This is a genomic window from Nocardia sp. NPDC049935, assembly GCF_055586645.1.
In genome coordinates this window covers 1-20170 of record NZ_JBVJHV010000010.1, presented here as the reverse complement: position 1 = coordinate 20170, position 20170 = coordinate 1, and the positions used below count along the sequence as shown (strand labels likewise).

Here is a 20170-nt window from a genome sequence, read left to right as displayed (position 1 = left end):
TGCGCACACCCCTGGGATTGAATGCACAGACGTCCACTCCGGACGTGATCTCGGCACCAGCCATCGCACTGTCACAACACCGACGCTCGAACGCGCCGCCGCGCCTCGCGGCGGCGCCGTCTCGTACCGGAACGGAGTTGCGCCATGAGGACCGCCGGTTGCACATCCCCGCCCACGCGGCCGCGTCACCCCGTACCCGCAGCGGGTCGCGGCGATCACCGGCGGCCTTCCCGCGGTGGCCCGCGCGCTCTGCGCACCGCCACCCGGCGCACCGGCGCACTACTCACCGGCGCACTGCTCACCGCCGGCCTGATCGCCGTCGGGCCGTTCGCCGTGACACCCGCCCGGGCACAACCGGCCCCACCCCCGATCCCCGCGGCCGACCCTTTCTACAGCTACGACGGCCCCTTGGACGCCACCCCGCCCGGTACCGTGCTGCGCTCCCGTCCGGCGGTTTTCGCGGCTCCCGGTTTATCCACACCCATCAACAGCACCCAGGTCCTCTACCGCACCACCGATCAGCACAACGCCCCCACCACCACGGTCACCACCGTGCTCCGGCCGCCGATACCCGGACCGCCGCGGCTCGTCTCCTATCACATGGCCTACGACGCCCTCGGCTCCCAATGCGACCCCTCCTACACCCTCACCGGCCAGAACGATCGCGGTATCGCGCGGGTCGAACAGGCCGTGATCGCCGGATACCTCGCCGCCGGCTACACCGTCGTGGTGCCCGATTACGAGGGCCCCGATCTGGAGTGGACCGTCGGCAGGGAAGCCGGATACGCGGCGCTGGACGGGATCCGCGCCGGCGGCGAGATCCTGGGACTGCCCGCGTCCACCCCGGTGGCCCTGGTCGGCTACTCGGGCGGATCGGTGCCCACACAGTGGGCCGCCGAACTCGCACCCGCCTACGCCCCCGAACTCGGGCTCATCGGCGCGGCGGCGGGCGGTCTGCCGGTCGATCTCGCGCACAACCTCCCCTACGTCAGCGGTAGCGCCCGCTGGGCGGGGGTCATCCCGGCGCTGGTGGTGGCCTACCACCGTGCCTACGGCCTGCGCCTCGGCAGTTTCCTGTCCGAACGCGGCGCGCAGGTGGTCGAGGCCGTGGACGAGCTGTGCATCGCCGAATTCGCCGGCGACTACCCGGGTCTCACCGACGCCGATATGGTGCGCGCGCCCTACAGTTCGCTGCTCGATGTGCCCGAGGTGGCCGCCGCGGTCGACGACAACATCATGGGCACCGCCGGCACACCCGCGGTGCCGCTGCTGCTCGGGGTGGGGCAGGTGGACCCGGTCGGCGACACGATCATGGTCACCGGCGACGTCGAGGGACTCGCCCATCGGTACTGCGGCCGCGGGGTCGCGGTGACCTACACCCGCTACGACGGCCTCGCCCACGGCGCCGCCTTCGCCCCCTTCGAAACCCAGGCCGCCGGATTCCTCTCCGACCGTTTCGCCGGTGTCGCGCCGACGAGCAACTGCGCGTCGATCGGTCCCGGGAACCCCCTCACTCCCGCGCCCGTATCCGCCGGATAGATCGCCGCCTCGCCCCTCCCGGTCCACCGCTCGGCTCCCCTCGTCCGATGGAGACCTCATGTCCGCGATCCCGTTCCGCCCCGCCCATCCGCATCAGGTGTTCAGCGCGGGTTTCTATCCCGATATCGATTTCGATTTCGTGGTGCGTTGCGTCCTCGGCGCCACCGCGTCCGGGGCGGCCGATGTGGGTGAGGTCCTGTGGGCGATCGACGCCGTATCACCGGGCGACCACGGTGAGTGGTTCCGCAGCTGGCACGCGGCCGGGGAACGCGCTCGCGCGCTCGCCGATACCGCCGCGGCCCTCGACCACGAATTCAGCGCCTCCTGGGCGTATCTGCGGGCCGCCACCTATTTCGCCGCCGCCGTCAACGCGCTCAGCGGGTTCGGCACCGACGACCGCCTACTACCCACCTTCCGCAGGCACCGGGCCTGCTGGGACCGTTTCGTCGACACCACGGCACATACGGTCGAGAGGATCGGTTTCCCCTACGAAGGCGGCGAACTGCCGGGCTACTTCTTCTCGCCCGGACCGGCTCCGGCCCGCCGCCCCACCTTCGTCATGGTCAACGGCAGCGACGGCGCCCTGAGCGCCCTGTGGAGTTCCGGCGCCGCGGGCGCCCTGGCCCGCGGCTACAACGTGGTGATGTTCGACGGACCCGGTCAGCAGTCGATGCTCTTCGAACGGGGGACAGCGTTCCGCCCCGACTGGGAGGCGGTACTCACCCCCGTTCTCGACCATCTCCTGCGCCGCCCCGACGTGGATCCCGGCCGCGTCGCCCTCTACGGCATCAGCCAGGGTGGCTACTGGATCGCCCGCGCCCTCGCCTTCGAGCACCGGTTCGCCGCCGCGATCGCCGACCCCGGGGTGGTGGAGGTCGCGGCGTCGTGGTCGGCGAATATCCCGAAATCGCTGATGAAGCTGTTCCACGCCGGTAAGCGAACCCAGTTCGACGCCGAACTCGGCATCGGCCTCAAACTCTCCCCGGAAACCGCCCACACCTGGAACTTCCGGGCTCGCCCCTACCGTCGCGACAGCTACTTCGACACCCTGGCCGCCGTCCACGAACACACCCTCGCTCCCGAGGACGCCGCCCGCATCACCACCCCACTGTTCATCACCGACCCCGAGGACGAACAGTTCTGGCCCGGTCAGTCCCGGCGTCTCGCCGAACTGTCCGGCGGCCCCGCCGAGGTCTCCCGTTTCACCGCGACCGAGGGCGCCAACTACCACTGCCAGCCGCTGGCGCGCGCCCTCACCGACCAGCGCATGTTCGACTGGCTCGACGACACCCTCGCGGCCCGCTGATCCCACCGGCGGGTCGCTTCCCGGCTTATCCACACCCGTCCCCAGACCCTCCCCCTTGAACGAATTCCGGACACGTGTCTACCCTGACCCGGTACGTCGACGTACCCACGGCACCCGGCCGCCGGATCGCCGCGACGGAAAGGTGAATTCACAATGGTTCTGCGCGTGATCCAATGGGCCACCGGCGGCGTCGGCCGGGCCGCAATCGAACATATCGCCCGCCACCCCGATCTCGAACTGGCCGGCTGCTGGGTCCACTCCCCCGAGAAATCCGGCCGCGACGCCGGCGAACTCGCCGGACTCGAACCCCTCGGCGTCCCCGCCACCAGCAGCACCGAGGAAATCCTCGCCCTCGACGCCGACTGCGTCCTCTATTCGCCCCTGATGCCCGACGCCGACGAGGTCCGGGCGATCCTGCGCTCCGGCAAGAACGTCGTCACCCCGCTCGGCTGGTTCTGGCCCACCGAGAAAGAACGCGCCGCGATGGAACCCGCCGCCCTCGAAGGCGGCGTCACACTCCACGGCACCGGTATCGACCCCGGCGGCGCCACCGAACAACAACCCCTCTTCTTCAGCGGCCTCTCCTCGGCCATCACCTTCGTGCGCGGCGAAGAGTTCTCCGATATCCGCACCTACAACGCCCCCGATGTCGTCCGCTACATCATGGGTTTCGGCGCCGACCCGGAAAAAGCGAAAGCCGGCCCGATGCAGGGCCTGCTGGCCCGCGGTTTCGAACAATCGGTGCGTATGTGCCTGGATACCCTCGGCTTCGCCGACGCCGAGATCCGCAGCAGTCACGAAGTCGCGGTCGCCACCGCTCCGATCGACTCCCCCGCCGGAGTCATCGAACCCGGCACCGTCGCGGCGCAGCGGTTCGCGTGGGAAGCGTTCGTGGGCGACGCCAAAGTCGTACGGGTCGCGGTGAACTGGCTGATGGGTGAGGAAAACCTCGAACCCGCTTGGACATTCGGGCCGGGCGGGGAGAGGTTCGAGATCGACGTGAAAGGCGACCCCGACTGCTCGGTCGTCATCCACGGCTGGCACCCCGCCAGCGTCTCCGCCGGCCTGCTGCGCAACCCCGGAATCGTGGTCACCGCCGCCCACTGCGTCAACTCGATCCCCACGGTCTGTGCCGCCCCGCCCGGCCTCCTCACCTTCGTCGATATGCCGGTGGTGACAGGCCGGGCTCATCCGGATCTGGCCGAGTGAGCCTGCGCTGTCACCCCCCTGCTGTTGAATGGCCCACCATGAAAGAGCTGTTGGGCGTTCCTCCGTTTCTGCCGGACCTCCCCGCCGGGCCGCTGACCGACCCGTATACCGGCACCGACCCCTCGGCGACCCTGGCGGCCCACGGCATCGAGATCCCGATTCCCACGGTTACCGCCACCACGGCCTCCGGCGCCCGGGTGTGGACCGTGCCGATCGAATCCGGATACGACGGACCTCGGCTCTGGGAGAGCATCCGTTCGGCGAGTAGCCGCACCGGCCTGTGGCCGCTGCTCACCAATCACACCACCTGGCCCCACAGCTTCCTCGACAGCGGACCCGGACCGCGGGCCCTCCCCCGCACCGACCTCGGCGGCGGCGAATGGCTCACCAAGGAATACGCCGCATACGAGTCCGATCCCGAATCGATCCCACGCGGCGGTCCGGCGTGGTCGGATCTCGATCTCGACGACTACGACTTCGCCTCCTTCGACTGGCGCGATATCTGGGCGATCCGCCCCGACTGCGAGGAATTCGATCAGCTGGCCCTGGTCCCCGCCGCCGCCCACTGGCTGATCCCGCAGGAACTGGGCTGGTCGGGCGCGGTGAACCACGATATCGACGGCACCATCCACACCGCCGTGCTGCGACGCTGGTCGGCGAGCCGTGGCTGCGAATTGGTCGCGCTCGACGGCGACACCATGTGGTTGAGAATCGAACAGGAAGTCCTCGACGAGGACGCCGCTCTGGCCATGGCCATGGAGGCGTTCCTCTACTGCCCCGACGCCGCCCTGCAGGACCGCGACTCCGTGGACGAACTGGCCGCGGCGCTGCTCAACCCGCTGTGGCGCCTCTGGTGGGACTGATACCGCGCCGCGGTCCGCGCTACCCGGCACCCATTGCCTCGCACTCCTCGCACGGATAGCCTTCAATTGTCGGTGCACACTTGTTCACCGAACCACAATCGACTGGAGTGTGGCAATGAGTCGACAACGAACCGGCCGGCCCGAACCCTGGACCGATCTGACCCAGGCCTGTTCGCGAGCGGTGAACCGGGAAGCGGAATGGGTGTCGGAGTTCGCTCGGGAGGTCAAGGCAGCCACCGCGAAAAGCCTCCACCGCGCGAACCGCTCCGCCCGCCGTGCCGCCGGCGATATGGAAACCGAGATCGTCGACCTGAACCGTGAGATCGCCGCCCTCGCCCGTGGCGCCCTGCGTGCGCGAACGGACCGCCCGCACCGGAGGTGACCCGGCCGGTTCGGCCGGGTGCGGGCACAGGCCGCACGGCTGTGGTTGGTTGGGTGGGTGTACCGCACTCATGAACGTCTGGTCGGCACCAACGGTGTCACGCTTCGGTTGATCGAGGCAGGAGATCCCGGGGCTCCGGTTGTCGTGCTGGCCCACGGCTTTCCGGAGCTCGCATTCTCCTGGCGGCACCAGATTCCAGTGCTCGCCGAGGCCGGATATCACGTACTGGCCCCCGACCAGCGCGGCTACGGAGGCTCGAGCCGGCCCGAACCCGTCGAGTCCTACGACATCGTCCACCTCACCTCGGATCTCGCCGGACTGCTCGACGATGCCGGCGCCGAGAAGGCAGTGGTCGTCGGACACGACTGGGGTGCGACGGTCGCCGCCGGGTTCGCGCAACTGCATCCCGGCCGGATCTCCGCCCTCGCGGTGATGAGCGTGCCGCCGACACCTCGACCACCTGCCCCGCCGATGCAGATCCTGGCCAGGCGCTTCGGTGAGAATTTCTTCTACATGCTCTACTTCCAGCAGGTCGGACCGGCCGATACCGAACTCGGCAGCGATCCCGCCACGGCCGTCCGCCGCATGCTCAGCGGGCTACGCGCCGGTGACGATGCCCGCGCACAGGCCACCCTGCGACGCCTCTCGGCACCCGGCCCGGAGGGGTTCATCGAACGGCTTCCCGAACCCGGCACCACGCCGGACTGGATCACCGACGAAGAGATCGACCACTACGTCACCGAGTTCACGCGCACCGGGTTCACGGGTGGACTGAACTGGTACCGCAATATCGACCGCAACTGGCACCTCCTCGCCGACGCGCCCGCCTCGACCATCGGGGTGCCCACTCTGTTCCTCGCCGGAACCGCCGACTCGGCGCTGCTCAACACACCCCGGAATCGGATCGCGGAAATAGTCACCGGCCCGTACCGGGAGGTCCTGCTCGACGGCGCCGGTCACTGGGTGCAGCAGGAACGGCCGGGCGAGGTGAACGCCGCGCTCCTCGAGTTCCTGCGAACCCGGAACCGGCCGCGGTGAAGCCGCTTCAGGCGAGGCGGGTGACCTCCACGACCACCTCGTGGTCGGTCGAACGGCCGCCGGAGAAGATGCCCTTCAGCGGCGGGACATCGGCGTAGTCCCGGCCGACCGCGACCGAGACATGCTGTTCACCGATCGCGGTGGCGTTGGTCGGGTCGTACCCCCACCATCCGCCGGTCCACGCCTCGATCCAGGCATGGCTCTCCCCCGCCACCGCGGTTCCGATCTCCGCATCCGGGTCGGGGTGCAGATATCCGGAGACGTACCGGCACGGTATTCCCATGGCACGCAGCAGCAGGAGCGTCAGGTGGGCGTAGTCCTGGCAGACGCCCTTGCGGTCGGCCCAGGCCTGCACCGCGGAGGTGTGGACCGAGGTGGTGCCCGAGACGTAGGTCATGGTCGTATGCACCCATTCCGCCGCCCGCAATACCGCCTGTTCCGGGGAGACTCCCGCGGCGAGTTCGGTCGCCGCGGCGCGGAGTTCCGCGTGTTCCGGAACGTACGCTGTCGCCGCGAGTAGTTCGGCGTAGGTGTCGAGCATTCGGTCCGAGCGCAATTCCGTCCAGTCGCAACCCTGCACCGCCGCCGCCGGTTCGGTTTCCACCACCGAGTACGAGGAGACCTCCAGCGCGTCGTGCGGGGCGTGCACATCGAAGGCGGTGACCGCGCTACCCCAGTAATCGATATAGCGGTAGGGGCGGGTGGCCGGAACGGTTTCCACCCGGTTCAGGATGACGTTCTGCCGGCCATCCGATCGCGGGGTGAGCCGGGCTTCGTTGAACGACCCGGTCACCGCCGACTCGTACGCGAACCCCGTCGTATGTACGACGCGCAGACGCCGGCTCATCCGATCACCTTCTCTCATAGGTACCCTCCACCACCGTCGCCGGTTCGTGCCGGCGGGCGTCGGTCCATGTGACCCACGGTGCGGCGTGGAAGTACTGCAGGGCGATGGCTTCGGTGACCTCGTGGCAGGTCTGCTGCAGTGCACCGAGCCGGGTCTTCAGATCTTCCAGAAGCACACCGGGCGGAAGGAATTCGAGTTCACTGCGCGACTGTCCCAGTAGTCGCTGTGCCTCGTTACGCGCGCCCCGTGAACCGTCCGGCAGCTGGTCGAGTTCCCGCAGATAGTCCTCGGCCAGCCGCACCGATCGAAAGACCGAGCGCGGGAAGAGCCGGTCCAGCAGGATGAATTCGGCCACCAATCGCGCGTCCAGCACACCGCGGTGGGTGCGCAGATAGGAGTCGTGTGCGCCCGCGGAGCGCAGCACGCTCACCCAGGCCGGTGAATCGCTGGGTTCGCCGCCGCGTGAGAGCAGCAGCCGCACAGTCATATCCACCCGTTCGAGCGAGCGGCCGAGCAGCAGGAAGCGATATCCGTCGTCGCGGCTCAGGGTGGAATCGGCCTGCCCGGCGAACATCGCGGCCCGGTCCTCGATATAGCGGAAGAACTCGTAGGGCCCCAGTTCGCGGGCGGCGCGGATGGCCCCACCGAGACCGTTGTAGGCGGTGTTCAGGCATTCCCACAGTTCGGTGGAGGTGACTTCCCGCGCGCCGCGCGCGTTCTCCCGCGCCGCGGAGATGGACGAGACGATCGAACCGGGTTGCCGCCGGTCGAAGGCCACCAGCTCGGTCAGCGACCACACATCCAGCCGGCCCGGCGGCTGTTCGATCCCCAGCACCCGCAGCAGTACCCGGGCGGCACGGTCGGGGTCGACGGTGGCGTCCTCGAGCAGCTGATGAACCGTCACGTCGAGGATCCGCGCCGTATCGTCGGCCCGCTCCACATAGCGGCCGATCCAGAACAGGGATTCCGCGTTCCGAGCCAGCATGGCGCCTCCTACTGCTGTTGTTGCTGTTGCTGCGCCTGGGTGTCCGAGAAGGTGCGATCGCGGTCGGTATGCCCGGTGGCGGCGGGTTCGGCGACCAGTTCGGCGGCCGGTTCCGGGTCGGCGGTCTCCCGGTCGGCGGCGGCGCGCGGCGCCAGCACCCAGGTGTCCTTGCTGCCGCCGCCCTGGCTGGAATTGACCACCAGCGACCCCTCCGGCATGGCGACCCTGGTCAGCCCGCCGGGCAGCACCCAGACCCGCTCCCCGTCGTTCACCGCGAAGGGCCGCAGATCGACATGCCGTGGCGCCAGCCCGTCGCCGATCATCGTCGGCACGGTCGACAACTGCACCAGCGGCTGGGCGATCCACCCGCGCGGTTCGGCCGCCACCCGCCGCCGGATCTCGTCGCGTTCCGCGGGTGAGGCGTCGGGCCCGAACACGATGCCGTAACCGCCCGAGCCCTCCACCGGTTTGATCACCAATTCGTCGATCCGGTCCAGCACTTCGGCCCGTTCGTCGTCCAGCCAGCAGCGGAAGGTGTCGACATTGGGGATCAGCGGGGTCTCACCGAGGTAGTACTCGATCATGGTGGGCACGTAGGTGTACACGAGTTTGTCGTCGGCGACCCCGTTGCCGACCGCGCTGGAGATCACCACGTTCCCCGCACGCGCCGCGTTCAGGATCCCCGCGACGCCGAGCACCGAACCGGGATTGAAATGCATGGGATCCAGGAAATCGTCGTCGATGCGCCGGTACACCACGTCGACCGGACGTTCACCGTGGGTCGTGCGCATATAGACGAAGTTGTCGCGGCAGAACAGATCTCGCCCCTCCACCAGCTCCACGCCCATCTGCCGGGCCAGCAGCGAATGTTCGAAGTAGGCGGAGTTGAACACCCCCGGTGTGAGCACCACGACCGTCGGATCGGAGGTATTCGTCGCGGCCGAGGCGCGCAGCGCCCGCAACAGATGCCCCGGATAGTCGCCCACCGGCCGCACCCGGTTCGCCGCGAACAGGTCCGGGAACACCCGGGCCATGGTGCGGCGGTTCTCCATCACATACGACACCCCCGACGGCGAGCGCAGATTGTCCTCCAGCACCCGGAAGACGCCGCGCTCGTCACGGACGAGATCGATCCCGGACACATGGATTCGCACTCCGTTCGGCGGTGCGAATCCCGCGGCGGCGCGCTGGAAATTGGGGCAGGTGGTCACCAGCCGCCGCGGCACCACACCCTCCCGCAGGATGGTCTGCGCACCGTAGACGTCGGCGAGGAACATCTCCAGGGCCCGGACCCGCTGCGCGAACCCTTTTTCCAGCCGCGACCATTCCGCCGCCGCGATCACCCGCGGTACGGGATCGAGCGGAAACGGTCGTTCCTGCCCGGAGAGGGAGAAGGTGATCCCCTGGTCCACGAAAGCCCGTCCGAGCGCGTCCGAACGCGCCGCCAGCTCGGCCGTGTCCATCCGCTCCAGCGCGGTGTGTATTCCGCGATAGGGCGGGCGGATCCGGCCCGCCGGGTCGAACATCTCGTCGTAGGCCCCGCGATGGCGGCCGGCCTGGTAACCGTCGAAGATCGACGGTGGATACTGCGAAGCAATGGCGACCGCTGTCATGAAACCGATGGTCGCGTAGAAAAACGGCCCCTGAACTGCCGTGGGAGTTAAATTCTCGAGTCGGAGCGGTTTCCCGGATCGGGCTCACCCACCGCGACGGTGATGTCGCATTCCCGCCGGTGACGCGGCTCCGGCGTCCTTACCGTCGGTCGAGTGCGAATCGATACCGGTGCCGAGGCGAACGCCCGGCTCAGCGGACCCGTCATCCTGTTCATCGCGGTCGCGGCCGCCCTCGGCACGTCGGCCATCTACCCCCTGCAGCCCGCGATCGCGGATGTGGCGGACACGTTCGGGACCCAGATCACCGCCGTCGGAGTCGCGCTCGCTTGTGGCCCCATCGGATACCTGATCGGTCTCGGCCTGCTCGTGCCACTGGTCGACCGCTTCGCCCCCGGACGCGTGCTCGCCGCTCAGTTCGCCGTCCTCGCGGGTGCGCTGGCGGCCTGTGCCGCCGTCGGAACCGTCACCCTGCTGGGTGCACTGATCGGCGTGGTCGGGGCGTGTTCGGCGGTCGGGGCCGGATTGAGCTCGGTGGCGAGCCGTCTGGCGCATCCGCGGCGGCGGGCAACGGTCCTGGGGATGGTGACCGCGGGCATCTCGGTCGGCATCCTGGCGGGCCGGATAGTCGGCGGGTGGCTGGCCGACGAGTTCGGCTGGCGCGCGATGCTGCTGGTCTTCGCCACGGCCTGCGGCCTGGTCGCCGTGTGCTGCCTCCTCGCGCTCCCCGCCGCACCGGGCGGCTCCCCGCACGGCTACCTCGCCACACTGCGTTCCCTCCCGGGCCTGTACCTCCACCACGCGCCGCTGCGTGTCGCCGCTCTCCGTGGCTCGCTGTGGTTCTTCGCGTTCTGCGCGGTATGGGCCGGGATCGCCGTCGCGCTCTCCGAACCCCCGTACTCGTACTCCGCCGAACGAATCGGCCTGTACGCCCTGGCGGGCCTCTCGGGCATCGTGGCCACCCGGATCGCGGGCGCGCGTACCGACCGCGACGGCGCCCGCCGGGTGATTCTCGCCGGACTCGTCCTGGCCGGACCGGCCGCGGCCGTCCTGGGCGCCGGTCTCTCGAACACGTTCGTGACACTGATCTGCCTGGCGCTGTTCGACGCGGGCCTGTTCGCCGCGCAGGTCGCCAACCAGAGCACCGTCCTCGCGATCGACCCCTCGGCACCGGCCCGCTTCAACAGTGCGTACATGCTGGTCTACTTCGTGGGCGGCAGCCTCGGGACCGCGTTCGGCGCGGCGGCGGTCGAGTGGTTCGGGTGGCCGGCCACCGCCCTGATCACCGCGGCGGCCATCGGGGCCGCGGCAGTCATCACCGTCTTCGTACGAACGACACCCGCGAGTGACTCCATTCGTCCAAGACAGCTCGACGCGGCGCGCGGATCGTGGGACCTATGACCGAAACCACCGGCCCGGATCTCGAGACCTTCGAACAGCTCTTCCGCGATTGGGATGCGGCGCTCGTCGCCAACGACCCGGCACGTATCGCCGCCTTCGCCACCCCCGGATGGACCTTCCTCTCCCAGGACGGCCCGTTCCCGGGCAGCGGATTCCTGGAATCGGTGGCCACCGGAATCGTCTCCCACGACACCATGCGCAGCGAAGTGCATTCGGTGTCGATCCTCGGCGACGCCGCGATCGTCGTCGCCCGTGTGGTCAATACCGGCATCTTCCGCGGCGAGCGGTTCGTCAACGACGAGTGGACCTCGGACGTATTCGTCCGCAGGGAAGGTCGATGGCTCTGCGAACTCACGCACCTGACACCGGCCAGGGCCTGAGGGCTGCACGACCGGTCGCGGAGGTCCGGCGCCGGGCCGCCCTCGCCGACCTCACCGATTAGACATCCGCCGCCGTGTCGTCGGTTCTCATAGCCCCCGTACCGGTGGAAGGATCGATGACCATGACCGACGCCAGATCGCCGGGCGCCGATGAGGCCGCGTTCATCGCGGCGGCCCGCGCCGGCGATGCGGCGCGGTTCGCACTCGTCACGGAACCGCATCGGCGTGAGTTGCAGGTGCACTGCTACCGGATGCTCGCGAACTACGAGGACGCCCAGGACCTGACGCAGGAGACGTTCCTGCGGGCCTGGCACAAGCGGGAGTCGTTCCAGGGCCATGCCGCGTTGCGGACCTGGCTGTACCGGATCGCGACGAACGCCTGCCTCGACTTCCTGGAGAAGCGCAACGACCGGATACCCGTACCGTCCGGGCTGTCGGACCCCGGCTTCGAACTGCCGCACCTGCAGCCGTACCCCGACCGGATGCTCACCGAGGACCCGCAGGAATCGGCGGTGGCGCGGGAGACCATCGAGCTGGCGTTCATCGTCGCCGTCCAGCACCTGCCGCCGCGGCAGCGGGCGGTGTTCATCCTGCGCGACGTCCTCGGCTGGCCGGCGTCGAAGACCGCCGAAACCCTCGAGTTGACCGTCGCATCGGTGACCAGCGCACTACAGCGGGCGCGGGTGACGGTACGCAGGCAACTGCCCGACCGCCGCCTGGACTGGCGCAGCCCCGCCACCCACGAACTGTCGGAGGCGGAGCGCGGCGTGGTGAAGTCCTATATCGACGCCCACGAGCGCAACGACCTGACCGGGTTGCTGTCCCTGTTGCGCGACGACCTGCGCTTCGTGATGCTGCCCGATTCGGGCATCCCGATCGCCGGGGCCCAGGAGTCGGTGGACAGCTGGGTCGCCGGCGGGCTCTTCGGGCCCGGCTACGACGACTGGCGCTGTATCACCACGACAGTCAATCGCATGCCGGCCGCCGCGCTGTACCTCCGCACTCCCGACGACCCGGAGTACCGCCTGTTCAATATCGCGGTCCTGCGTATCGCCGACGGGAAGATCGCCGAGCTCACCGGATTCGACGCCTCCGACAAACCCTGGCTGGGCCTGCCTCCGATACTGTGATCGGTCCGGCATCCGGTCCGCGCTCATCGCCTCGTCTCGTACCGGGTCAGCACCACACCGCCGGGAAACATCCGCGTCTCCACCAGGTTCAGGTTCGCCCAACTGTCCAGCGCCGTGAAGAACGGTGTGCCGCCGCCCACCAGAACCGGGTGGGTGACCAGGACGTACTCGTCGATCAACCCGGCTCGCATGGCGGCCCCGGCGAGCGTCGCGCCGCCGATACCGATCCGGCCACCGTGCTCGTCCGCGAGCCGGGTGATCTCGGCGACCGCGTCGCCGCCGACCAGGCGGGTGTTCCAGTCGACCTCGTCGATCGTCGAGGAGAACACCACCTTCGGCGTATCCCGCCAGTTCCGCGCGAACTCGCACTGCGCCGGGGTCGCACCGGGCTGCCGGTCGCCGGTCGGCCAGTAGGAGCTCATCGACTCCCACAGCTTGCGCCCGTACAGCACCAGGTCGTTCGCCCGCTCATAGTCGAGCCAGAACCGGAACAGTTCGTCGCTCGGCACGCTCCAGCCGATATCGTCGCCGGGCGCGGCGATATAGCCGTCCAGGGTCACATTCATACCGAAGGTCAATTTCCGCATCGTGCAGGCCTTTCGTCAGTTGGTCCCACACATACCGACGGTCACGCCGCGCAAACCTGATCGGTGACCTCAATTCAGCGGCGCCATCCACGGGACCGCGTTACCGGCGAAGCTCTGCTGGACCGGCACGAGACCGGCGTGATCATCCAACGCCGTGATCGTGACCCCCACCAGTCCGGCTTCATCCCCCTTGGACGCGACCGAGGAACCGCACTTCGGGCAGAACCCCCGGCTGATCCGCGGGAACGTCTCGAACCAAGTCGGTTCCCCACCCGGACCGGTCCAGGCGAATCCGGCCTCCGGGAAGGACACCCACGACATCACCGGGGCGCCCGAAAGCCGCTGGCAATGCTCGCACGAGCAGAGGTGGGGGAAATCCGGATCGCCGGTCGCGGAGAACCGGATATTGCCGCACAGACAGCCGCCGTTCACATCGCTCCTCGGTCTCGGCACCATGTCGTCTCATCCGATGCCATGCAATGTCCACACAGTGGCCATGGAGGCTGGAATCGAACCAGCGACCTTCGACTCGACGGGGCGAAACTCTACCAACTGAGCTACTCCACGGCCGAGCGCACACGAAATCACCGGCGCGCCCCCAGATCCGGTGGCATGAAGTTCTCCGGCTGGCGCTCGGGGCGCGAGGAATCCAGTCTGGGGAGGGTGTCGGGGTTCGGAAAACCGTGCGGTCGCGTCGTGCTCGGAGGGAATCGGTCAGAACGCTCGGATGTCGTGGTGGGTAGATGGTCCGGCCGGTTCGGAAACGAAACAGGCACTGGGGATCTCCGGCTACACGCGTCCGGGTGCTCAGCGACCGTAATCGTCCGGTAGCGGGTCGCGCCGATACGTAAGAGCAGGAATGGGATTCTTCATGAAGCGTTGCCTGGTGACCGTGTTCTGTTGCGCGGCAGTGGTTCTCGGAATGAGCGGCTGCGGAGGCGACACCGAATCGCACGACGAGCACCCGCCGACCTCCAGCGTGACCGTGACCGGAACGCCGGCACCGACCGGCACAGTGTCGTCGACCACCCCGGACCCGGCCCCGGTACCTTCCGCGCCGGGTGAGCCCTCCCCTGCCACGGAACCACCGGCCGAGGCCCCGGCGCCGCAACCTTCGGTCCAGCAGGAAGCACCCGCGCAGCCGGAACCCGTGCAGTCCGAACCGGCCGCGCCCGAGCCCACGCTCACCCTCCCCGATTTCGATCCGCGGGCCGGCTACTGACATGGGGAAAAATCTGATGCGCAGCCAATTTCGGCGTAGACAAGGGCTGTTCGGCGCCGTGGCGGCGGTCGCGCTCTTCCTGACCGCCCTGCACACACCGGCTGCGGCCGCCCCGGCCGGCACCCACCGCCACGAAGGGAAAACGCTGGTCGTACTGGGTGATTCGTTCACCGCGAACTACCCGAAAGTGTTCACGGAGTCCACCGAGTGCCTGCACGCGCCCACCTCGTGGCCGAACCGGCTGGCCGAGCGAATGGGACTCGCGGGCACACCGGATTTCGTGGACGTCTCCTGCAGCGGATCCACGATCTCCTCGGGACAGCGCTTCTGGCTGGTGCACCAGGTGGCGGCGGCGGCCGACCAGGGGGCGTTCGGCCCGGAGACGGAGGTCATCCTGATTCAGACCGGGATGAACGACGCCTGGTCCCTGACCAATCGGACGTCGCTGATCACCTCGATGCGGTCGTGCGTATTCAACTTCGTAGACGGATGCGGGCCGGAGGCGGCCGACCAGGGGCGGTTCCCCGAATACCGGAACGTCACCGGTCAGCTGTACGCCAAGGGCATCGCCGAGGCGGTCACCTATATGCGCTACTACGCGCCGAACGCCCGGATCATGCTGGTCGGGTACCCGGAGTTGTTCCCGGCGGGACAGGTTCATCTCTGCCTGAACGTCGTCGGCGCCGGTCGGGTCGTGCAACCGAGGGGCCGCGCGGTCACCGAATACCTGGACCGCCTCGACGGCGCGCAGCGGGAGGCCGCGGAACTGCTCGGACTCGGGTTCGTCGATATTCGCTCGGCGACCTCGGGCCACGGGCTCTGCTCGGCCGATCCGTGGCTGAACGGGTTCTTCGATCCCGCGGCCGATATCGCCGGAATCCCGTTCCACCCGTCGGCGTACGGCGACGCGGTGGCCGCCGGGGCGGTGTACCAGCAGGTTCGCGAGTGAACCAGGCGACGGTCCGGTCCGCGACCGGGCCGGACTTCCTCGAGGCTGCGGCGCGCCCGGCTCTGCCCTCGCTGACCGGTGCGCGCTGGTGGGCGGCGTTCGCGGTGTTCGTCCTGCACGCTCTGGTATTCCTGCCGGTGTACCCGTTCCAGAAGTCGGAGTTGTTCCGGCAGATCCATCGGCTGCTGCCGATGCAGCTGGGTGCCGCGGGGGTGACCTTCTTCTTCGTCCTGTCCGGTTTCATCATCTATTGGTCCTTCCGGCCGGGAAGTTCGGTGCCGCGGTTCTATCGGCGCCGGGTGCTGAAGATCTACCCGACCCATCTGGTCGCGGCCGCGGCATTCATCCTGGTGGCAAGTGTTCCCCTGACGCGACCGGTGGTCTGGGCGCCGAACCTCGCGCTGATCCACACCTGGGTGCCGAAATGGACGACCGTCGGCGGACTCAATGTGCCGTCCTGGTCGCTGGCCGCGGAAATCCTTTTCTACCTGAGCTTCCCACTCGCACTGCCGCTGGTGCGCAGGATCAGGAGCGGTCACGTGCTCTGGGTACTGGCGGGTTTGCTGGTGGCGATCGTGTTACTGCACACCGCGTACTACCTGTGGGTCCCCGGGCCCAAGGGGATCGCGAACACCTTCGCCCCGCGACTGCTGCCGGGAGACGTATCGCCGTATTTCGAAATCCATGCCGCGCCCATCTGGTTCGAACAGCCCGATATTCCGGTGGCTCCGTCATATTGGCTCAGCTACAACTTCCCGCTGTCACGGCTGCCCGAATTCTTCCTCGGTGTGCTCGCGGCCCGGCTGGTGTCGGAAGGACGCTGGCGCAATACCCGCCTGGCACCCCCGATGATCGCGCTGTTGATCGCCTACGCGGCGACCTGGCCGGTGCCGCCGAACTACAAGATGTCGGCCCTGCTGCTCGCGCCGATGACGGCCGTGATCGCCACGCTGGCGGCCCGTGATCTGGCGGGAATCCGAGGCTTCACCGCCACACCTCGAATGGTGTGGCTCGGCAATATCTCGTTCGCCTTCTACCTGATCCAATTCCCGGTGATGGTGCTGATCACCCGGTTACTCATCGGCGGAAAGCAATTCGGACCGCTGGGCTGGCTGGGCTTCACCGTTCTGAGCCTGCTGGTCTCGACAGGTGGGGCGGCGGCCATCTACCACTGGATCGACGCCCCGCTGATGCGCCGATTCGCCGGCCGACGAGATATGAGCAGGAATGTGTCGTAGGTTCCACCAAGGAGGCCCCCGACGTGAACAACCACGTCAGGGGCCTTTTTGTTTGGAGCCGCCTAGGAGAATCGAACTCCTGACCTTTTCAATCCCGCGAGAAGCGACTACTACGGACCATTGTAGATCGTCAACCGTGGCAAGAATCACGCATCTACCAGCACATATAAAGCACTCTCGACTACCGTCACCTATCGAACACGATTTCGAGTCCGCCAGTCATAGCGCGAATTTGTTGTGACTTAGTTGCGGACGCCGAGCGTTCACCCTCGGCGTGTCGCACACAGACACGCCGAGACTTTCAGGCCCGCAGCTATCGTTCGGCTACCGATTGGCGGTGCGGGTGAAGGGTGGCAAGCCCCGGAGGGGCGCGGCAGTGCTCTGGCGTTCAACTCGCTATACAGCCTTGTGCAGCGGGCCCGCGCCCCGGGGCACCGGCCGTTGCGGCAGCCCGGCCCCCGGTCCTGGTCCTGCGCCAGGGTGCTGCCCGGAGCGGAGCGGAGGGCAGGCACCCTGGGCGGCGCGCGTGCGCGCCGCTCTTGATTCTGTAGAGGAAAATTCGGCAACATCTGTTGTTGGGTTACCGGCTCACTCTTTCCCTTTCTTTCCCTGTTCCGGGGGTCCCAACTCTTCCTCTATTTCAGCCATCGCTTGAGTTGGCGCATCCGATGCAACGCGGGATTGCTTGTTGTGCCCGATACCTTTGGCGAGCGTTACGGACTGTCTCCCTTGCGCGTGGGTTCGGTTCGGTGGCCGGTGTGGAACCTACGGACCGGTTGCGGTGTGGCCGGCTACGGGCCAGAGCTCGCGAGCGGCAAGGGCAAAGAGGGGCCGTCGATTGGGCAACAATCCGCCCAGCAGGACCGCTGTCGGGGCGGATCGAGCGATTCAGCGCTAGAAGTAGTTCTTCAGCATCTCCGTGGACCAGGGAGCCTGGTGGATCTCGCCGCGTGGACCGAACTCGGTGAACCAGGGCTTGATGTCGAGTACCGGTGTGCCGTCCACGGCATCCAGTTCGGCTACGTGGAGGTCCAAGCCGTCCACACGTAGTAAGCGTGTGCGGGATACGCCGAGCCAGTTGAGGCGGCGCATATTCCGGTGACCGAATATGCCTACCTTGGGCCAGTCGGGGTTGTCGCGGGCGCTGCGTGCACCGAAGTTGAGGTCTGTGGGATCGGTCAGGTGGAACCGGAACACGATCTCGAGGTGACTGAAATCTTCCAGTCCTTGTACGGATTCCTCGGTGAATCGGTCGCTGTCGACTCGGATGATCGCTTCGGACCCGGCCCAGTGGTCGTCGGTGGGTTCTCGCCGACCTCCGATGACGTGCGCGACCGGTACCACTTCGAACGCTTCGTCTGTCATGTGCCTTTGTTCCATTTCCGTGGATGGTTCATTTCGGGTTGCTGGCGAGATAACGCGAAGCCTGCGCGTCGACGTCGTCGACACCGGGGATTCGGCTGTCGACGAAGGGGGCGACGGTCGCCCGGATATCTTGTGCGATGTTCCTGGTCCGGGCCGATTGCACGTCGTTCATGGCTGCCAATGCGGATGTCCAGGTGGAGCATGCGCGCTCGATCTCGCCCATGCGTGCTTGGACGGTGCCCAGGTATCCGAGGGTGACCGCGTGGGTCCGGGTGAATTTTGCAGCCTTGCGTTTCCGGACGCTGATCTCGAAGTGCTGAGCGGCGGCATTCAGGTCACCGGCATCACGCAAAGCACAGGCAGTCTCGTGGGCGAGACTGGCCTCCGAGAAGAAGAAGACCCGGGCGGGTTCGGGTTCGGACTCCGACACGGCTGCGAGATCGTTCTCTGCCTCGATAAGAGCTTTTGCCGACTCGGCGGCGAGACCGGCAGCACTCAGGGCTTTGCCGTGCACCACTTTGAGTAGGGACTTCTCGCGGGAACACGCTGTTCGGTAGCGGCCATCGCCGACTGATGCCTCCGCCAGGCGTAGGCCCTCTGGGTAGTGTCCGAGGTCGATGGCTTGGTGCGCCATCGCGCGCAGGATGTGCCCGGTGAGGGGCTTGTCATCGGATTCGGCGGCCAGTTTGGTCGCCGCCGTGAAATAGCGTTGCGCCACCGGGTGCTCGCCGTTGTCGAATGCCATCCATCCGGCCAGATAGGCCAGTTCCCCGGCTGCCGAGAACATGTCACGACGCACCCTGTCGTCGGAATACGAACCGTTGAGGTACCCGGTTACCTCGTCGGTGAGGTACTGGATCACCGCTGTCCGGCCACGGCCTCCTCCAAGCCGCTGATCCATCTGCGAAAACACCTGCATCACATCTCGAACGGCAGCGACATCGGCCTGCCCTACATGGCGCAGACCGGGCGTCTTCCCCGCCGCCGATCCGGCCGGTGCGAGCCAGCCGGGCAGCAACACCGCAGTGCTCAATGTGGCGGAGTATCCAGCCCGTAGGAATGAGCGCCGTTCCACATCAGCCTTCCCGAGAGTGAGCAGAGTAGCTACCGGGTCCTGGATGTCACCGAAGCACTTTTCGTACCACGCTATGACATCGGTGGTCGGTGTGCGTTCCCCGGTCTCGTAGTAGGCAAGGACGGACTTGCTGTAGGGAATCCGACGCGATAACGCGGCCAGGGAGACACCGGCGGCTTCACGGACGGCACGAAGCTGCGCACCGACGATCGCGGCGTGACTGTCCATGCCGTCGAATGTAGCTCCTTTGTGGACGTGCTGTGGACAGGAATCCATATACGCCCGACGCGTGCAGTGGTTGTCTGAATTCACCAAATATGCACTGGCGGAAGGGGAGCTGACGATCATGAGGAGCGCGACGTACACCGAAGCGGCGTCGGTCCCGCCACTCTCGAATGGGAGGGACTGACCGTGGGGTTCAGCTGGTGGGATAACAACGAGCCGTATGACATGTCGGCACAGGAGGTCGTTGACCGGGTCCATGCCGAATGGCGTGCCGAGAATAGTGGGCGCGCTGTGGCAGTAAGGGATGGTGGCACTTCCGCGATGCGGCCGAAGGGGTGGCCGCACGAGGCCCCCGAGGTCCCGTTGAGCGTGCCCGAGGCCCATCAGACCATGCAGGGGCACAGGGGCTGCCGGGCTGACGGATGCCCGCGTAAGGCGGCTGCATTGCGCACGCTCGTAGCTGCCGGACGCGTTGTCCCGGATGCGTCGCGAGAGCTGCGATGACGTGCGGCGAGCGAGTCTGCTCGACCAATGCGTGCGGGCGCACGATGACTGCGCCTCGGACCCAGCGGGTTTCATCAGCTACGACGTCGCGGTGCTGGTGTATCGGGCTCACGAAGGACATAGCCCGCGCTGCTTGCAGTGGGTGGCCGCCGGCGCATTCCTGAGTGAAGGCAACCAGGACTGAGCACGACGCCGGACAGCGCCCGGGTCCGAGTGGGCTGTGAGGTTCCCCCGCATTGTTGGAGGGCGGGGTTATCAGGTTCCGGCCGGAACCGGGTGATGGTAGCTCGCCTCGAACTCATCGGGTGATCGCCA

19 protein-coding genes and 1 tRNA gene are annotated in these 20170 nt (G+C 67.5%); 12 read left to right on the top strand and 8 right to left on the bottom strand.

Going from position 1 to position 20170, the window contains the following annotated elements:
* Window positions 1-144 precede the first annotated feature (144 nt).
* The 6 genes from ACZ6SF_RS29825 (at window position 145) to ACZ6SF_RS29800 (ending at window position 6337) form a co-directional block, all read left to right on the top strand.
* A complete protein-coding gene (locus ACZ6SF_RS29825; RefSeq protein WP_466066590.1) occupies window positions 145-1539 on the top strand; it encodes a lipase family protein in 1395 nt (464 codons plus the stop codon).
* A gap of 58 nt (window positions 1540-1597) precedes the next feature.
* Window positions 1598-2845, top strand: coding sequence for an alpha/beta hydrolase family protein (locus ACZ6SF_RS29820; protein ID WP_466066589.1), 1248 nt, complete (start codon window positions 1598-1600; stop codon window positions 2843-2845).
* Window positions 2846-2998: 153 nt separating this feature from the next.
* Window positions 2999-4054, top strand: a complete 1056-nt coding sequence (locus ACZ6SF_RS29815; RefSeq protein ID WP_466066587.1) for an NAD(P)H-dependent amine dehydrogenase family protein — start codon at window positions 2999-3001, stop codon at window positions 4052-4054.
* A gap of 38 nt (window positions 4055-4092) precedes the next feature.
* Window positions 4093-4917: a DUF4253 domain-containing protein gene (locus tag ACZ6SF_RS29810; RefSeq protein ID WP_466066586.1), complete on the top strand. Its 825-nt coding sequence runs from the start codon at window positions 4093-4095 to the stop codon at window positions 4915-4917.
* 115 nt (window positions 4918-5032) lie between these two features.
* Window positions 5033-5299, top strand: a complete 267-nt coding sequence (locus ACZ6SF_RS29805) for a hypothetical protein (RefSeq protein ID WP_466066585.1) — start codon at window positions 5033-5035, stop codon at window positions 5297-5299.
* A gap of 57 nt (window positions 5300-5356) precedes the next feature.
* Window positions 5357-6337 (top strand): alpha/beta fold hydrolase, encoded by a 981-nt coding sequence (locus ACZ6SF_RS29800; protein WP_466066583.1) that lies wholly within the window; start codon window positions 5357-5359, stop codon window positions 6335-6337.
* Between the two features lie 7 nt (window positions 6338-6344).
* Here the strand turns inward: ACZ6SF_RS29800 and ACZ6SF_RS29795 are convergent, their stop codons facing one another.
* Genes ACZ6SF_RS29795 through ACZ6SF_RS29785 form a run of 3 tightly spaced genes read right to left on the bottom strand, consistent with a single transcriptional unit; the run spans window position 6345 to window position 9782 of the window.
* Window positions 6345-7184, bottom strand: coding sequence for a transglutaminase family protein (locus ACZ6SF_RS29795; RefSeq protein WP_466066581.1), 840 nt, complete (start codon window positions 7182-7184; stop codon window positions 6345-6347).
* 4 nt (window positions 7185-7188) lie between these two features.
* Window positions 7189-8169, bottom strand: coding sequence for an alpha-E domain-containing protein (locus tag ACZ6SF_RS29790; protein ID WP_466066579.1), 981 nt, complete (start codon window positions 8167-8169; stop codon window positions 7189-7191).
* Window positions 8170-8177: 8 nt separating this feature from the next.
* Window positions 8178-9782 (bottom strand): circularly permuted type 2 ATP-grasp protein, encoded by a 1605-nt coding sequence (locus tag ACZ6SF_RS29785; protein ID WP_466066578.1) that lies wholly within the window; start codon window positions 9780-9782, stop codon window positions 8178-8180.
* Window positions 9783-9935: 153 nt separating this feature from the next.
* Between ACZ6SF_RS29785 and ACZ6SF_RS29780 the strand changes: the two genes are divergently transcribed.
* The 3 genes from ACZ6SF_RS29780 (at window position 9936) to ACZ6SF_RS29770 (ending at window position 12690) form a co-directional block, all read left to right on the top strand.
* Entirely contained in the window at window positions 9936-11180 is a 1245-nt protein-coding gene (locus ACZ6SF_RS29780; RefSeq protein ID WP_466066576.1) for an MFS transporter, read from the top strand.
* Window positions 11177-11560, top strand: a complete 384-nt coding sequence (locus ACZ6SF_RS29775) for a nuclear transport factor 2 family protein (protein WP_466066575.1) — start codon at window positions 11177-11179, stop codon at window positions 11558-11560. The genes ACZ6SF_RS29780 and ACZ6SF_RS29775 overlap by 4 nt, the downstream gene beginning before the upstream one ends.
* 122 nt (window positions 11561-11682) lie before the next feature.
* Entirely contained in the window at window positions 11683-12690 is a 1008-nt protein-coding gene (locus ACZ6SF_RS29770; protein ID WP_466066573.1) for an RNA polymerase subunit sigma-70, read from the top strand.
* Window positions 12691-12713: 23 nt separating this feature from the next.
* On the opposite strand, the gene ACZ6SF_RS29765 is transcribed toward ACZ6SF_RS29770, so the two are convergent.
* The 3 genes from ACZ6SF_RS29765 to ACZ6SF_RS29755 all read right to left on the bottom strand — a co-directional run bounded on the left by ACZ6SF_RS29765 (window position 12714) and on the right by ACZ6SF_RS29755 (window position 13844).
* Complete coding sequence (locus ACZ6SF_RS29765) at window positions 12714-13277, bottom strand: dihydrofolate reductase family protein (protein WP_466066571.1); 564 nt, start codon at window positions 13275-13277, stop codon at window positions 12714-12716.
* Window positions 13278-13346: 69 nt separating this feature from the next.
* Window positions 13347-13709: a GFA family protein gene (locus tag ACZ6SF_RS29760; protein WP_466066570.1), complete on the bottom strand. Its 363-nt coding sequence runs from the start codon at window positions 13707-13709 to the stop codon at window positions 13347-13349.
* A gap of 59 nt (window positions 13710-13768) precedes the next feature.
* Window positions 13769-13844: transfer RNA gene (locus tag ACZ6SF_RS29755), tRNA-Asp, on the bottom strand.
* A gap of 355 nt (window positions 13845-14199) precedes the next feature.
* Here ACZ6SF_RS29755 and ACZ6SF_RS29750 point away from each other — a divergent pair.
* Genes ACZ6SF_RS29750 through ACZ6SF_RS29740 form a run of 3 tightly spaced genes read left to right on the top strand, consistent with a single transcriptional unit; the run spans window position 14200 to window position 16686 of the window.
* Window positions 14200-14499: a hypothetical protein gene (locus tag ACZ6SF_RS29750; RefSeq protein ID WP_466066568.1), complete on the top strand. Its 300-nt coding sequence runs from the start codon at window positions 14200-14202 to the stop codon at window positions 14497-14499.
* 16 nt (window positions 14500-14515) lie between these two features.
* A complete protein-coding gene (locus tag ACZ6SF_RS29745; RefSeq protein WP_466066566.1) occupies window positions 14516-15448 on the top strand; it encodes an SGNH/GDSL hydrolase family protein in 933 nt (310 codons plus the stop codon).
* Window positions 15445-16686: an acyltransferase family protein gene (locus tag ACZ6SF_RS29740; protein ID WP_466066565.1), complete on the top strand. Its 1242-nt coding sequence runs from the start codon at window positions 15445-15447 to the stop codon at window positions 16684-16686. Before ACZ6SF_RS29745 ends, ACZ6SF_RS29740 begins: the two co-directional genes overlap by 4 nt.
* 894 nt (window positions 16687-17580) lie before the next feature.
* Here the strand turns inward: ACZ6SF_RS29740 and ACZ6SF_RS29735 are convergent.
* Both ACZ6SF_RS29735 and ACZ6SF_RS29730 read right to left on the bottom strand, forming a co-directional pair.
* On the bottom strand, window positions 17581-18051 hold the full coding sequence (locus ACZ6SF_RS29735; protein WP_466066563.1) for an SAM-dependent methyltransferase: 471 nt from the start codon (window positions 18049-18051) through the stop codon (window positions 17581-17583).
* A 28-nt stretch (window positions 18052-18079) separates the two neighbouring features.
* Window positions 18080-19354 carry a helix-turn-helix domain-containing protein gene (locus ACZ6SF_RS29730; RefSeq protein WP_466066561.1) on the bottom strand — a complete coding sequence of 425 codons (1275 nt, stop codon included), beginning with the start codon at window positions 19352-19354 and terminating at the stop codon, window positions 18080-18082.
* Window positions 19355-20170: the final 816 nt, after the last annotated feature.

Bases quoted from the DNA above. Each gene is read 5' to 3' on its own strand.
- ACZ6SF_RS29825 (WP_466066590.1), top strand. From the start codon at position 145: ATGAGGACCGCCGGTTGCACATCCCCGCCCACGCGGCCGCGTCACCCC.
- ACZ6SF_RS29820 (WP_466066589.1), top strand. From the start codon at position 1,598: ATGTCCGCGATCCCGTTCCGCCCCGCCCATCCGCATCAGGTGTTCAGC.
- ACZ6SF_RS29815 (WP_466066587.1), top strand. From the start codon at position 2,999: ATGGTTCTGCGCGTGATCCAATGGGCCACCGGCGGCGTCGGCCGGGCC.
- ACZ6SF_RS29810 (WP_466066586.1), top strand. From the start codon at position 4,093: ATGAAAGAGCTGTTGGGCGTTCCTCCGTTTCTGCCGGACCTCCCCGCC.
- ACZ6SF_RS29805 (WP_466066585.1), top strand. From the start codon at position 5,033: ATGAGTCGACAACGAACCGGCCGGCCCGAACCCTGGACCGATCTGACC.
- ACZ6SF_RS29795 (WP_466066581.1), bottom strand. From the start codon at position 7,184: ATGAGCCGGCGTCTGCGCGTCGTACATACGACGGGGTTCGCGTACGAG.
- ACZ6SF_RS29790 (WP_466066579.1), bottom strand. From the start codon at position 8,169: ATGCTGGCTCGGAACGCGGAATCCCTGTTCTGGATCGGCCGCTATGTG.
- ACZ6SF_RS29785 (WP_466066578.1), bottom strand. From the start codon at position 9,782: ATGACAGCGGTCGCCATTGCTTCGCAGTATCCACCGTCGATCTTCGAC.
- ACZ6SF_RS29775 (WP_466066575.1), top strand. From the start codon at position 11,177: ATGACCGAAACCACCGGCCCGGATCTCGAGACCTTCGAACAGCTCTTC.
- ACZ6SF_RS29770 (WP_466066573.1), top strand. From the start codon at position 11,683: ATGACCGACGCCAGATCGCCGGGCGCCGATGAGGCCGCGTTCATCGCG.
- ACZ6SF_RS29765 (WP_466066571.1), bottom strand. From the start codon at position 13,277: ATGCGGAAATTGACCTTCGGTATGAATGTGACCCTGGACGGCTATATC.
- ACZ6SF_RS29750 (WP_466066568.1), top strand. From the start codon at position 14,200: ATGAGCGGCTGCGGAGGCGACACCGAATCGCACGACGAGCACCCGCCG.
- ACZ6SF_RS29745 (WP_466066566.1), top strand. From the start codon at position 14,516: ATGCGCAGCCAATTTCGGCGTAGACAAGGGCTGTTCGGCGCCGTGGCG.
- ACZ6SF_RS29735 (WP_466066563.1), bottom strand. From the start codon at position 18,051: ATGACAGACGAAGCGTTCGAAGTGGTACCGGTCGCGCACGTCATCGGA.
- ACZ6SF_RS29730 (WP_466066561.1), bottom strand. From the start codon at position 19,354: ATGGACAGTCACGCCGCGATCGTCGGTGCGCAGCTTCGTGCCGTCCGT.